We start from the raw sequence: 13878 nt of genomic DNA, 5'->3' as shown, positions 1-13878 counted from the left end.
AAAGAGGTCAGTCATGAAGTCACCCACCCGCCTTGCCGCCGCCACCGGTGCCGTCCTCGCCGCTGTCGCCTTCGGTTCCACCGCCGCCCTCGCCAGCGGTTCCTCCGGCCATGATGACCACGACACGACCATCCTGCGGGCGGGCGTCGTCGGCAGCATGGTCGCGGACCCGACGTTGTTCGGCGCCAAGCCGGGCGGCGCCCCCTGGGTCATCGACGAGGGCCAGGCCCGGGTCTCCCGGGACGGTTCGGTGCGCGTGGAGGTCGAGGGCCTGGTCATCCCGGGCCGCGGCAACCCCGTGCCCCAGCTGAGTGCCAGCGTCGCCTGTGGCGGCATGGTCGTCGCCACGACGAAGCCGGTCGCCTTCGACGCCCAGGGTGATGCCCGCATCCGGGCCAAGGTCATGCTCCCCGAGCGGTGCCTCGCCCCGGCGGTGCTGCTCAACCCCAACGGGAACCCCGCCGTCTACATCGCCGTCACGGGCGGCTGAGAGCCTCCCGGGGTCCCGGGCACGGACCCGGAGGGCAGGGTGGCCCCGGTCGAGCCAGCAGCCGGCTCGACCGGGGCCGAGGCCGGGCGACGACGGCCGGTCGTCCGCCGTCAGCGCAGCGGGAGGTAGAACAGGGGGTCGAGCGCCACGCCGAGGAAGAGGATCCCGACGTAGGTGATCGAGAAGTGGAACAGCCGCATCGGCTTGAGCACGGTCGGACCCTCGCCGGCCCTGGCGGCCCGGTGCAGGCGGTGCGCCTCGGCGAGGAACAGCGCGCCGGTGACCACGGCCGTGACGAGGTACAGCCAGCCCATGGGGTTGACCCACACCAGCAGCAGCGACGCGGCGACCATGGCCCACGAGTAGGCGACGATCTGGCGCGCGACGACGACGAACTTCTCGACGACCGGGAGCATCGGCACGTGGGCGGCGGCGTAGTCGTCCTTGAACTTCATCGACAGCGGCCAGTAGTGCGGCGGCGTCCAGAAGAAGATGACGAGGAAGAGCACGACCGCGGACCACGACACCGAGTTCGCGACGGCCGACCACCCGATGAGGACGGGCATGCACCCGGCTGCGCCGCCCCAGACGATGTTCTGGGCGGTGCGGCGCTTGAGCAGCATCGTGTAGCCCACGGCGTACATGACGATCGCACCCAGCGACAGCGCGGCGGACAGCCAGTTGACGACGAGGGCGAACCAGACGGTGGACGCCAGGGTGAGGACCGCTCCGAAGACCAGTCCCTCACGCGGCGAGATCTCGCCGGTGACCATCGGCCGGTTGCTCGTGCGGTGCATCTCGGCGTCGATGTCGCGGTCGTACACGCAGTTGAAGGTGTTGGCCGCGCCGGCGCTGAGCGCACCACCGACGAGGGTGGCGATGATGAGCCACAGCGACGGAACCCCACCCTCGGCGAGGAACATCACCGGCACCGTCGTCACGAGCAGCAGCTCGATGATGCGGGGCTTGGTCAACGCCAGGTATGCGGCGGCCTTGCGCCGAGGCGGCATCGGGGACGCGGAGATCCGGGCAGTCGGATCGAGTGCGGTCACGGCGTCCTTCGCGGGTGCTGCTGGGGGTCTCACGGGCGGGGCAAGTCTATCCCCGTCCGGAGCGAGCCGAACGCCGGGACTGGATGCGACGACGGTCACGCTCAGGACTAGTCTCGGACCGAAGCCTCGACCGCCTGTGCAACTCAGTGTGAGGAGAACCGTCAGTGCCCACCACCACCCGTTCCACCAAGGCCACCGCCGTGAGGAAGCGCAGCACGTCGTTGCGCCGTCCCGTGGCCCGCAAGGCCGGCTGGACCGACCTCGACGTGCGTGCGGTCGACACCGCTCGACTGCTCGCCGCGGATGCCGTCCAGAAGGTCGGCAACGGCCACCCCGGCACCGCCATGAGCCTGGCCCCCGCGGCCTACCTGCTCTACCAGAACGTCATGAGGCACGACCCGACCGACGCCGCCTGGCTCGGTCGTGACCGCTTCGTCCTGTCGGCCGGCCACTCGAGCCTGACGCAGTACGTGCAGCTGTTCCTGTCCGGGTACGGCCTCGAGCTCGACGACCTGAAGTCGTTGCGCACGTGGGGATCCCGGACGCCGGCGCACCCCGAGGTGCACCACACCACGGGCATCGAGATCACCACCGGTCCCCTCGGTTCGGGCCTCGCGTCCGCCGTCGGCATGGCCATGGCGCAGCGTCGCCAGCGCGGCCTGCTCGACCCCGACGCCAAGGCCGGCGAGAGCCCCTTCGACCACCACATCTGGGTCATCGCCTCCGACGGCGACCTCATGGAGGGCGTGTCGGCCGAGGCCAGCTCGCTCGCGGGTCACCAGCAGCTCGGCAACCTCACCGTCATCTACGACGCCAACCAGATCTCGATCGAGGACCAGACCGACATCTCGTTCTCCGAGGACGTCGCGGCGCGCTACCGCGCGTACGGCTGGGACGTCGTCGACGTCGACTGGCGCGGCGACGGTGACGGCGCCAGCTACGTCGAGAACGTCGACGCACTGCTCGCGGCCCTCGAGAAGTCCAAGAAGGCCAACCGGCCGACCCTGGTCCAGCTCCACACGATCATCGCGTGGCCGTCGCCCACCAAGCAGGACACCGGCAAGTCGCACGGCTCCGCCCTCGGCGACGCCGAGATCGCGGCCACCAAGGAGCTGCTCGGCTTCAACCCCGCGAAGACCTTCGAGGTCGACCGTGCGGTCCTCGCCCACACCCGCCTCGCGGGCAAGCGCGGCAAGGCGGCGCACAAGGCGTGGGACAAGACGTATGCCGCGTGGCGCAAGGCCAACCCGGACCGTGCGGGACTGCTCGACCGCCTCGTCGCCGGTGACCTCCCGGCCGGGCTCGACGCGGCGCTGCCGGTGTTCGAGGCCGACGAGGCCAAGGGCATGGCGACCCGCGCCGCGTCCGGCAAGGTGCTCAGCGCCCTCGCCGGCGTGATGCCCGAGCTGTGGGGTGGCTCCGCCGACCTCGCCGAGTCCAACAACACGACGATGGAGGGCGAGCCGTCCTTCATCCCGCGCAACCGCCAGACCCGCGAGTGGAAGGGCGGGCCCTACGGCCGCACCCTGCACTTCGGCATCCGCGAGAACGGCATGGGCATGATCCTCAACGGGATCGCGCTCGAGGGACTGACCCGCCCCTACGGCGGCACCTTCCTCGTCTTCTCCGACTACATGCGTCCCGCGGTGCGGCTCGCTGCCATCCAGCAGCTCCCCGTCACCTACGTCTGGACGCACGACGGCATCGGCCTCGGCGAGGACGGGCCCACCCACCAGCCGGTCGAGCACCTCGCCTCGCTGCGCGCCATACCGGGCCTCGACGTCGTCCGCCCCGCGGACGCCAACGAGACAGCGGCGGTGTGGGGGCAGGTCCTGCGCAACGCCCGCCCGGCGGCGCTGGCGCTCACGCGGCAGAACGTGCCCGTCCTCGACCGCAAGGTCTACGCCAAGGCCGCCAACGCGGCCAAGGGCGCCTACGTCCTCATCGACGGCGGCAAGGACGGCAAGTCGGCCCCGGACGTCATCCTCATCGCCACCGGCTCCGAGGTCGCGATCGCCCTCGAGGCACGGGAATCGCTGGAGCGCCAGGGCGTTGCAACTCGTGTGGTGTCCATGCCGTGTCGCGAGTGGTTCGAGCAGTCGGGCAAGGCCTACCAGAACCGTGTCCTCCCCCCGGAGGTCCGGGCGCGCGTCAGCGTCGAGGCCGCCGTGTCGATGGGCTGGCACGACCTGGTCGGCGACGCGGGTCGCAGCATCAGCCTCGAGCACTTCGGTGCCTCGGCCGACTACAAGACGCTGTACCGCGAGTTCGGGATCACCCCGGAGGCCGTCGTGAAGGCCGCCAAGGACTCCCTCAAGGACGCCAGGGCCACCGCGCGCAAGAGCGTGGCGCCCGCCGTCAACCAGACCCGGCCCCGCGCCGGCGTCTCGCCGACCAAGGCGACCGACACCACGACCAAGCGCAGCGCCGCAACGAAGAGCGCTGCATCCAAAGGGAAGTGACCCACTGTGACTGACAACGCACTCAAGGCCCTCGCCGACCAGGGCGTCTCCGTCTGGCTCGACGACCTGTCGCGCGAGCGGATCGAGACCGGCAACCTCAAGGACCTCATCGACCGGGGCGTCGTCGGCGTGACGACGAACCCCTCGATCTTCCAGGCCGCCCTCGCCAAGGGCGACCGCTACGACGCCGACCTGCGCGCGTTCGCCGCCGACGGCAAGACCGTGGACGAGACCGTGTTCGGCCTCACCACGGAGGACGTCCGCAACGCGTGCGACCTGTTCCTCCCGCTCTACGAGTCCACCGACGGTGTCGACGGCCGCGTGTCGATCGAGGTCGACCCGCGACTGGCCAAGGACACCGCCAAGACCGTCGCCGAGGCCAAGACCCTCGTCGAGGCCGTCGACCGCCCCAACGTCCTCATCAAGATCCCCGCGACCGTCGAGGGCCTGCCGGCCATCTCGCAGGTGCTGGCCGAGGGCATCAGCGTCAACGTGACGCTGATCTTCTCCCTCGACCGCTACCGCGGTGTCATGAACGCCTTCCTCACCGGCCTCGAGCAGGCACGGGAGAAGGGCAAGGACCTGTCGACGATCCACTCCGTCGCGTCGTTCTTCGTGTCGCGCGTCGACACCGAGATCGACAAGCGACTCGACGCGATCGGCACGGACGAGGCGAAGGCCCTCAAGGGCAAGGCGGCCGTCGCCAACGCGCGCCTCGCCTACCAGGCCTACGAGGAGGTCTTCTCCACCCCGCGCTGGAAGAACCTCGAGGACGACGGCGCCCACGCGCAGCGTCCCCTGTGGGCCTCCACCGGCGTCAAGGACCCGGCCTACTCCGACACGCTATACGTCACCGAGCTGGTCGCCCCGAACACCGTCAACACCATGCCCGAGAAGACGCTCGACGCGGTCGTCGACCACGGCGAGGTCACCGGTGACACGGTGACCGGCGCCTACGCCGACGCCGCCGAGGTGCTCGACGCCCTCGAGGGCCTGGGTGTCTCGTACGCCGACGTGACGGCCCAGCTCGAGCGCGAGGGCGTCGACAAGTTCGAGGTCGCGTGGGGCGAGCTGCTCGACGAGGTCCAGAAGGACATCGACCTCGCTCGCGCCGACGTCGGCACGGACGCGCCCGACAACGAGTCCGGCCACTCGGAGCAGGTCGACCGGTGACCTCGCTCGGTGTGGTCGCCTCCGGCCCCGCCGCGGACGCGATCGCCGCATCCGTCCCGGCCCTGGTCGAGGCGCAGTTCGCCAGCAGGCTCTTCGCCCAGGACGCGACGCTCTGGGGTCCGGAGGCCGAGTCCGAGTCGGCCATCCGCCTGTCGTGGGTGAACCTCGCCCGCACGTCGCGGCCGCTCCTCGGTGAGATCGCGGCCCTGCGCGACCAGCTCCGTGGCGAGGGTGTCGACCGCATCGTGCTGTGCGGCATGGGCGGTTCGTCCCTCGCTCCCGAGGTCATCTGCGGGACGGCCGGGGTCGACCTGGTCGTCCTCGACTCCTCGCAGCCCGACATGGTCCGCGGCGCGATCGTCGAGCTCGAGCGCACCGCGGTCGTGGTCTCGAGCAAGTCCGGGTCCACCGTCGAGACCGACTCCCAGCGCCGCGCGTTCCAGGCGGCGTTCGAGGAGAAGGGCATCGACCCCACGAGCCGCATCGTCGTCGTCACCGACCCGGGCAGCCCGCTCGACGAGCAGTCCCGCGCCGACGGCTACCGCGTCATCAACGCCGACCCGAACGTGGGCGGACGCTACTCCGCTCTGACCGCGTTCGGGCTGGTCCCGTCGGGGCTGGCGGGTGCCGACATCGAGGGCCTGCTCGACGACGCCGAGGCCGTCGCGGACGTCCTGAGCGCCGACGACGACGGCAACCCGGCCCTGCGCCTGGGTGCTGCCATGGCGGCCACGAACCCCCTGCGCGACAAGCTGGTCCTCGTCGACGACGGCTCCGGCATCGTCGGCCTGCCCGACTGGGCCGAGCAGCTCATCGCCGAGAGCACGGGCAAGCAGGGCACCGGGATCCTGCCCGTCGTCGTGGGTTCCCTCGACGACCCCGAGGTCGCCCACCCGGATCCCGACGTCACCGTCGTGCGCCTCACCGGTGACGACGACGCGGTCGACGCCGACGCGGAGGTGCACGCCGACCGTTCCTCGATCGAGGTGACCGGGCCCCTCGGCGCACAGCTGCTGCTGTGGGAGGTCGCCACCGCGGCCGCCGGCCGGCTGCTCGGCATCAACCCGTTCGACCAGCCGGACGTCGAGAGCGCCAAGAAGGCCTCTCGCGCCCTGCTGGACCAGGGCATGGGCTCGGGCGACGAGCCCGCAGCCACCGACGGTGCCGTGGAGATCCGCGCCCTGGGTGGCGACTGGCTCGGCGACGCCACGACCGTGCCCCAGGCGCTCGACGCCCTCCTGCGGCAGCTCGACCCCGCCCGCGGCTACCTCGCGGTGATGGCCTACCTCGACCGGATCACCGACGCGGACCTGGCCTCCGTGCGGCCCGGGCTGGCACGCCGCACGCACCGTCCGGTGACGTTCGGCTGGGGGCCCCGGTTCCTCCACTCCACCGGTCAGTTCCACAAGGGCGGCCCGGCCACCGGCGTCTACCTGCAGGTGACGACCGCCCCCCACGCGGACCTGCCGATCCCGGGGCGCGAGTTCAGCTTCGGCGACTTCGTGGCCTCTCAGGCCGCGGGTGACGCCCAGGTCCTCGCCGAGCACGGTCGCCCGGTCCTGCAGCTCCACCTCACCGACCACGACGCCGGCCTGGCCCAGGTCCGCGAGGCACTCACCGCCCTCGCCGTCCCGGCTGCCGACGACGACACGAAGGGCAGTGCATGAGTCCCACCCGTGTGACGCAGGACAGCAACCCGCTGCGTGACCCGCGTGACAAGCGCCTCCCCCGAATCGCCGGCCCCTGTGGTCTGGTGCTGTTCGGGGTCACCGGCGACCTGGCCCGCAAGAAGCTGATGCCGGCCATCTACGACCTGGCCAACCGTGGCCTGCTGCCGCCGGGCTTCTCGCTCGTCGGCTTCGCCCGACGCGACTGGGCCGACCAGGACTTCGGCAAGATCGTGTACGACGCGGTCAAGGCCCACGCGAGGACGCCGTTCCGCGAGAGCGTGTGGCGCAACCTGGCCGAGGGGTTCCGGTTCGTCCCCGGGACGTTCGACGACCCCAACTCCTTCGACCTGCTGGCCGAGACGGTCAAGTCGTTGGAGGAGGAGCGCGGCACCGGCGGCAACCAGGCGTTCTACCTGTCCATCCCGCCGGGATCGTTCTCCACCGTGTGCGAGCAGCTCGAGCGCTCCGGCCTGAGCCGTCCCGAGGGCGACTCGTGGCGCCGCGTCGTCATCGAGAAGCCGTTCGGCCACGACCTCAAGAGTGCGCGTGAGCTCAACGACATCGTCGAGGGCGTCTTCCCCGCCGACTCGGTCTTCCGGATCGACCACTACCTCGGCAAGGAGACGGTCCAGAACCTCCTGGCCCTGCGCTTCGCCAACCAGATGTTCGAGCCGGTCTGGAACGCCAACTACGTCGACCACGTGCAGATCACCATGGCCGAGGACATCGGCATCGGTGGCCGCGCCGGCTACTACGACGGCATCGGTGCCGCCCGCGACGTCATCCAGAACCACCTCCTGCAGCTCCTCGCACTGACCGCCATGGAGGAGCCCGTCTCCTTCGCAGCGGAGCACCTGCGCGCCGAGAAGGAGAAGGTCCTCTCCGCGGTCCGCCTCCCCAAGGACCTGGCCAAGGCCACCGCTCGTGGGCAGTACGCCGCCGGGTGGCAGGGCAGCGAGGAGGTCGGCGGCTACCTCGACGAGGACGGCGTCGCCTCCGGCTCCCGCACGGAGACGTATGCCGCGCTCAAGCTCGAGATCGACTCCCGCCGCTGGGCGGGTGTGCCGTTCTACCTGCGCACGGGCAAGCGCCTGGGCAAGCGGGTCACCGAGATCGCCGTGGTGTTCAAGAAGGCCCCGCACCTGCCGTTCAACGACACGGCCACCGAGGAGCTCGGGCAGAACGCCATCGTCATCCGCGTTCAGCCCGACGAGGGCATCACCATGCGGTTCGGAGCCAAGGTGCCCGGTGCGCAGATGGAGGTGCGCGACGTGACGATGGACTTCGGGTACGGCCGTGCCTTCACCGAGTCCAGCCCCGAGGCGTACGAGCGGCTCATCCTCGACGTGCTGCTCGGCGACCCACCGCTGTTCCCGCGCCACGAGGAGGTCGAGCTGTCCTGGAAGATCCTCGACCCGGTCGAGGCGTTCTGGGCCAAGCAGAAGGGTCCCGTCGAGCCGTACCTCTCGGGCGGCTGGGGACCTGACAGCTCCGACGAGATGATGCACCGCGACGGACGCGTCTGGAGAATGCCTTGACCACCCCACTCAGTTCGCCCACGCAGAGCGTGGGACCCGCCCCGCTGCGCTCCTCCAATACCGATCGGGGACCCCGGTGATCATCGACCTGCCCAGCACCTCGACCGTGGCGATCAGCAAGAAGCTGGTGGCCCTGCGCCAGGACACCGGCGCCATGGCCCTCGGCCGCGTGCTCACCCTGATCATCGTCGTCGACGAGCAGGACGCGGACGAGGCCATCGAGGCCGCCAACGACGCGAGCCGGCAGCACCCCTGCCGCATCATCGCCGTCGTCATCGGCAACAAGCGCAGCGCCTCACGCATCGACGCCCAGATCCGGGTCGGTGGTGACGCCGGCGCCAGCGAGGTCGTCGTGGCCCGCCTCTACGGTCCGCTGTCCGACCACGGCCGCAGCGTGGTGACGCCCCTGCTGCTGCCCGACTCCCCGGTCGTGGCCTGGTGGCCGCGCGAGGCCCCGGCCAACGTGTCCAAGGACCCGATCGGCTCGATGGCCCAGCGCCGCGTCACCGATGCCGCGGAGGCCAAGAACCCGCGCAACGCCCTGCTCAACCGCGCGGCGACGTACGCCGGTGGCGACACCGACCTGTCGTGGACGCGCGTCACCCTGTGGCGCGGCCTGCTCGCGGCGGCGCTCGACCAGCGTCCGTTCGAGCCGGTCACCGAGGCCACCGTGACCGGTGGCAGCGACTCCCCCTCGACCGACCTGCTCGCCGGGTGGCTCGCGCAGACGTTGCGCTGCAAGGTGACTCGCGCTCGCAGCCGCGCTGGTACGGGCATGATCAGCGTCCGTCTCGACCGCAAGAGCGGCCCGGTCGACCTGGTCCGCCCCGACGGCACGGTGGCGACGTTGAGCCAGCCCGGTCAGCCGGTGCGGCGCATCACCCTCGCCCGTCGCGCCACGGCCGAGTGCCTCGCCGACGAGCTGCGTCGCCTCGACCCGGACGACATCTACGAGGAGACCATCCGCAGGGGCCTTCCCCGCGTCGGCCGCAAGGGTGTCACCGCCAGCGAGGCCATCCGCGAGGGCGAGGCCCCGTCCACCGAGGAGGCCGCGGCCGAGGCTCGCAAGCTGTCGCGCGCCCACAGGACCGGCAGCTCGGCGATGGTCCAGGCACCCGACCCCGAGCAGAAGCCGAGCACCACGGCCACGGTGAAGAAGGCTGCCGCGCGCAAGCTCGACAAGGCCAAGGCCGCCCGGACCGCTCCTGCCACGAAGTCGGCGGCGCAGAAGGCAGGGGCGCAGAAGGCCGCACCCAGGAAGGCGGACTCGTGACGGGCCAACCGGTCGTCCTGGTCCACGCGACCAAGCAGCTGCTGTCCGACGCGTCGGCGGCGCGGCTCATCACCGCCCTCGTGGACGCCCAGACGGCCCGCGGTGAGGCGCACGTCGTCCTCACCGGCGGGACCATGGGTTCGGCGATCCTCGCGTCCGTGGCGGCCAGTGCGGCGCGCGACGCCGTGGACTGGGCGAACCTGCACGTGTGGTGGGGCGACGAACGCTTCCTGCCGGCCGGCGACGCCGACCGCAACGAGACACAGAACCGGGAGGCGCTGCTCGATGCCGTCCCCCTCGACCCGGCCAAGGTCCACGCCATGCCGGGCCCGGACGGCCCCGACGGTGACGACGTGGCTGCGGCCGCGCAGCGGTATGCCGCCGAGCTGGCGGCCGCCGCGGGCGACGGCGCCCCGTCTCCGACGTTCGACGTGCTGCTGCTCGGGGTCGGCCCCGACGCGCACGTCGCCTCCCTCTTCCCCGGTCACCCCGACCAGCTGACGAGCGGGGTGGCTGCTGCTCCCGTGCACGACTCGCCCAAGCCGCCACCGACGCGGATCACCCTGACGTTCGAGGCCCTGGCCCGGGCGGACCGGACCTGGTTCATCGTCGCGGGTGCCGACAAGGCGCATGCGGTCAAGGTCTCGGTCGCCGGGGCTGCGCCGGCGCAGTCCTCCGCGGCCCAGGTCAAGGGGCGTCAGGAGACGCTGTGGCTGCTCGACGCCGAGGCGGCCTCCGAGCTGTCCTGAGCCGTCCGGCTCACGGCACGACGACGGCTGGGTCCGGTTCGGCGGCCAGGTCGCGCAGGTAGGTCCCGAACCCTCCCCGGGCGCGGCCGTCGAGGCGTCCTGATGTCCGCACCCGGGTGGCGTCCGTCGCGACCCAGGCTGCGCCGGTCGCCTTGACCGCCTCGCTGAGCAGGACGTCCTCGTGCAGGGCGACGGCAGGGAAGCCGCCGACCTCGAGGTACCGCGAGGCCCGTACCCCGAGGTTGGCTCCGTGCACGTGCGGGTGGCCCTCACCGAGCCGGTGGCGCTGTCGCCACCGGCCGAGCAGGCCGTCGTCGACGAGCTCGGGCTCCACGGTGCCGAGGACGAGGTCGGCCCCGCCCTCGGCGAGCTCGACCTGCGCCGTGAGCCAGTGCGGGGGCACGACGCTGTCCGCGTCCGTGCTCGCCAGCCAGACCTCGCGGGGGTCGGTGGCGTCGCGCAGCGCGTCCGCGGCACCGCCGGCCCGGGCCGTGCCGACGCGCCCTGCCGACGAGTCGAGGCTCCGGACCCACGGGTGCCGTGCCACCACCTCGGCCGAGCCGTCGGTGCAGCGGTCCAGCACGACGAGGACGGTCACCGCAACATGGGGGCGCGCGGCACGGAGCGCGCCGACAGCGCGCTCCAGCGACCGCAGGCAGTCGGGCAGCACGAGCTCCTCGTCCCGGGCCGGCACCACGACGACCACCGAGGTCAGCCCGGTCACGTCAGGCCCTCCGCGGTCGCCGGCGTCCGCCAGGACCCGGCGGCCAGCACGTCGACCCGGAAGTCCTCCTCCACGTGGCTGACGACGACCTCCAGCCCCGGCAGCGCCACGGCAGCCGCGTGCACGTCGTCGCCGTCGAGCGGCCAGCCGCTCACGGGGTGACGCCAGTGGCACAGCAGGACGAGCCCGTCCTCGGCCAGCGACGCGACGACGAGGCCCAGCGCCCGGTGCAGCTCGTCGGCGTCCCAGAAGTACCCGATCTCCGAGAGCACGACCAGGTCGAACGTGCCCGGCGGCCACTCCTGCGGGGCGCGCAGCTGGGCGACAGTCACCGTCGGGTCACCGTCCAGGCGTTGCCGGGCGCGCTGCACCGCTTCGGCGCTGAGGTCGGTGGCGAGCACGGTGGCTGCACGGGCTGCCAGCTCAGCCGTGAGCACCCCGGTGGAGCAGCCCACCTCGAGGACCCGCCCCAGGTCGGCCCTGGGGAGCACAGCCAGGGTGACGGCACGCTTGCGGCGTTCGTACCATCTCGACTCGAACCCCCACGGGTCGTCGGACTCGTCGAACATCGCGTCGAAGACGGCGTCCTGCGCGCCGACCGGGCCGTCGGACGCCGTGCGTGTCTGCGTGGGCTGCGTCCGCGTGGGCTCCGTCCGGGTGCGCTGCATGGACAAGGACTCGTTCACCGGCGCGGCAACTCCCCGGTCAGGCAGCGTCCGCACGAACACCTCGTGGGGGCGGGCGAACCTGGCCAGGACGTGCGCCGGGAGAAGGACCTCGTCACCGGGCTGGTCCGACAGCGGCGCGACCTGGGACACGTGGGCGCGCTGGGCGACCTCGCGGCCGGTCCGGGCCGCCGGGTCGAGGGTCAGCCGCACGAGGTCCGTGCCCGCCAGGTCGTCCCGGGTCCCCCAGTGCCACAGCCAGATCGGGTACTCGAGGAGGGTCGCCCCTGCCGCGGCAGCCACGCGGGCGGCGACCTCCCCGGCAGCCTCGTGGTCGGGGTGGCCATCATGGCGACCGGGCGCCACGACCACGGTGTCCGCACCGACCAGGTCGGTCAACGCCTCCGTGAGGCCCGTCCGGTGCTGCCCGAGCTCCCCGTCGGGAAGGCGCAGCAGGACCAGGGTGGCGCCGGGGGCGACGGCTGCCACCGCCACAGCGACCTCACGCTCACGGATGCCGGCAAGCCGTTCGGCGGTGTGGGTGGGTGAGGCGGGGTGTGACCCCTCCCCCGACGTGGCGACCACCACCGTGGTCGGACGTCCCAACACGGAGGCGGCGGCCAGGAGCCCTGCCGCTGCCAGGGACTCGTCGTCCGGGTGCGCCGACAGCACCACCACGTCGACCCCTGCGGGAAGCAGCTCGACGGCCGTGACCGGTGCCGCTGCCTCCTGCATGGCCGCGGTCCAGTGCTCCTCGGGGGTGCCCGGTGCGTTCGGGTCGAACCCGTCCGCCGGTCGCGTGTCCTGCGGGGAGGCTGTCACGCCGAGCCACCCGACTGCGCCCGGTCCGGCGTCCGGTCCGGCGTCCGGTCCGGCGCGCCATCCGGGTCCGTACCCACCCAGTGGGGTGATGACTGCCGGCCCAGGGCCGCGTCGTCACGCTCGGCGTGGTGCTGGCGCAGGTAGACGGTCAGGTCGGCGACTCGAGCGGCGTGCGCCTCGTCGGAGGTGAGCGGGCCGGGACCGAGGGCGTGCCCGACCCGCACCATCACGTCCTCCGCGGCCGACGCCACCACCGCGCGGACCCGGGAGGCCAGCAGCGCACCCGCCGCACCGTCGGCCTGCCCGGCGTCCACCGCAGCGGCGGCCTCCGCCAGGACGGCTCGGGCGGCGTGCAGCCTCGCGTCGACCGCTCCGAGGTGCATGAGGGCCACCTGGTCGGGCTCACGTCGCGCCCCGGCCGCAGCGAGGGTGCGCGCGAGGCCGACGGCCGCGCCATACCAGCAGGCGGCCACCCCCATGCCGCCCCAGGCGAAGCCGGGTCGCGTGAGGTACCAGTCGTCCCCGCCGACGGGGGTGGCGGGCACCCCGTCGTAGTGCGTGGCCACGGAGACGAGGTCGACCAGGCCCCGGGAGACCCAGCCACGCGGGTCGTCGTGCGTTGCGCCGGGGTGGTGCAGGTCCACGACGAACGCCCGGCGGGTCGTCTCCGAGGTGTGGGCCGTGACGACCGCGTGGTCGAGGTGCTGGGCCAGCGAGCACCACGGCTTGGTTCCGTCGAGCCGCCATCCGCCGTCGCCGTTCGGGGCCGCCTCGAGGCGGGCGCCGGGGGCGTGCGCGGCCCACACCCCCCACGTCGTGGCGGCAGCGGAGGCCACGACGGCTGCCTGGTCGAGGATGGCCAGGGCGTCCAGGTGGGGCTCGGCGACACGGGCGACGGTGAGGTCGACACAGGCCAGTGACGCCAGGACCTCCCACAGCCGGGCCGTGTCCCCGTGCCCGGGCAACGGGGTGTCCGCGAGATCGGGCAGGAGCGCCAGGGCCGCCGGGACGTCGCCCGCCGCGCGTCGGGCCCGGTCGAGCAGGGACGTCTCGTCGTGGCCGCTCGGGGTGCCCGCAGGACGGGGTCCGAGCGGGACCCAGCGTGGGGCGGGACCGGGGGGCTGGGGAGCCACGGAGCACTCTCCTCGGGTGGGGCAGGCGTGAGGGGCGGCGGTGGTCGTCCGCCCACGTGGTGTGTGCCCCGGTCGCAGCCGGCTCAAACCTGCGGGGAGTCCGGATCTGCTGCTTGCCGAGGCTCCG

11 protein-coding genes are annotated in these 13878 nt (G+C 72.5%); 7 read left to right on the top strand and 4 right to left on the bottom strand.

The window, feature by feature from the left end:
- Positions 1–13: 13 nt before the first annotated feature.
- Complete coding sequence (locus ACYVKF_RS16075) at positions 14–490, top strand: hypothetical protein (RefSeq protein ID WP_056914329.1); 477 nt, start codon at positions 14–16, stop codon at positions 488–490.
- Positions 491–600: 110 nt separating this feature from the next.
- On the opposite strand, the gene ACYVKF_RS16070 is transcribed toward ACYVKF_RS16075, so the two are convergent.
- Positions 601–1500: a heme o synthase gene (locus ACYVKF_RS16070; RefSeq protein ID WP_056919248.1), complete on the bottom strand. Its 900-nt coding sequence runs from the start codon at positions 1498–1500 to the stop codon at positions 601–603.
- A gap of 206 nt (positions 1501–1706) precedes the next feature.
- On the opposite strand from ACYVKF_RS16070, the gene tkt reads away from it, so the two are divergent.
- The 6 genes from tkt to pgl all read left to right on the top strand — a co-directional run bounded on the left by tkt (position 1707) and on the right by pgl (position 10407).
- On the top strand, positions 1707–4004 hold the full coding sequence (tkt, locus tag ACYVKF_RS16065) for a transketolase (RefSeq protein ID WP_460967723.1): 2298 nt from the start codon (positions 1707–1709) through the stop codon (positions 4002–4004).
- A 6-nt stretch (positions 4005–4010) separates the two neighbouring features.
- Complete coding sequence (gene tal, locus ACYVKF_RS16060) at positions 4011–5177, top strand: transaldolase (RefSeq protein ID WP_056914327.1); 1167 nt, start codon at positions 4011–4013, stop codon at positions 5175–5177.
- On the top strand, positions 5174–6844 hold the full coding sequence (locus tag ACYVKF_RS16055) for a glucose-6-phosphate isomerase (protein ID WP_460967721.1): 1671 nt from the start codon (positions 5174–5176) through the stop codon (positions 6842–6844). Before tal ends, ACYVKF_RS16055 begins: the two co-directional genes overlap by 4 nt.
- Positions 6841–8385 carry a glucose-6-phosphate dehydrogenase gene (zwf, locus tag ACYVKF_RS16050; protein WP_056914325.1) on the top strand — a complete coding sequence of 515 codons (1545 nt, stop codon included), beginning with the start codon at positions 6841–6843 and terminating at the stop codon, positions 8383–8385. The genes ACYVKF_RS16055 and zwf overlap by 4 nt, the downstream gene beginning before the upstream one ends.
- A 76-nt stretch (positions 8386–8461) precedes the next feature.
- Positions 8462–9658, top strand: a complete 1197-nt coding sequence (locus ACYVKF_RS16045; RefSeq protein WP_460967718.1) for a glucose-6-phosphate dehydrogenase assembly protein OpcA — start codon at positions 8462–8464, stop codon at positions 9656–9658.
- Positions 9655–10407 carry a 6-phosphogluconolactonase gene (gene pgl, locus ACYVKF_RS16040; RefSeq protein ID WP_460967716.1) on the top strand — a complete coding sequence of 251 codons (753 nt, stop codon included), beginning with the start codon at positions 9655–9657 and terminating at the stop codon, positions 10405–10407. The genes ACYVKF_RS16045 and pgl overlap by 4 nt, the downstream gene beginning before the upstream one ends.
- A gap of 10 nt (positions 10408–10417) precedes the next feature.
- On the opposite strand, the gene ACYVKF_RS16035 is transcribed toward pgl, so the two are convergent.
- Genes ACYVKF_RS16035 through ACYVKF_RS16025 form a run of 3 tightly spaced genes read right to left on the bottom strand, consistent with a single transcriptional unit; the run spans position 10418 to position 13751 of the window.
- Complete coding sequence (locus ACYVKF_RS16035) at positions 10418–11131, bottom strand: glycosyltransferase family 2 protein (protein ID WP_235529149.1); 714 nt, start codon at positions 11129–11131, stop codon at positions 10418–10420.
- Positions 11128–12618 (bottom strand): PIG-L family deacetylase, encoded by a 1491-nt coding sequence (locus tag ACYVKF_RS16030; protein WP_460967714.1) that lies wholly within the window; start codon positions 12616–12618, stop codon positions 11128–11130. Before ACYVKF_RS16030 ends, ACYVKF_RS16035 begins: the two co-directional genes overlap by 4 nt.
- The gene (locus ACYVKF_RS16025; RefSeq protein WP_460967712.1) at positions 12615–13751 is read right to left on the bottom strand and encodes an acyl-CoA dehydrogenase family protein; all 1137 of its coding nucleotides are present in this window, start codon (positions 13749–13751) and stop codon (positions 12615–12617) included. The genes ACYVKF_RS16030 and ACYVKF_RS16025 overlap by 4 nt, the downstream gene beginning before the upstream one ends.
- Between the last annotated feature and the right edge of the window lie 127 nt (positions 13752–13878).

The organism is Pedococcus soli (genome assembly GCF_054782575.1).
This window is presented reverse-complemented; position numbering and strand designations above follow the sequence as displayed.

Excerpts from the sequence above, each read along its gene's own strand:
- ACYVKF_RS16075 (WP_056914329.1), top strand. The coding sequence starts at position 14 with ATGAAGTCACCCACCCGCCTTGCCGCCGCCACCGGTGCCGTCCTCGCC.
- ACYVKF_RS16070 (WP_056919248.1), bottom strand. The coding sequence starts at position 1,500 with ATGCCGCCTCGGCGCAAGGCCGCCGCATACCTGGCGTTGACCAAGCCC.
- zwf (WP_056914325.1), top strand. The coding sequence starts at position 6,841 with ATGAGTCCCACCCGTGTGACGCAGGACAGCAACCCGCTGCGTGACCCG.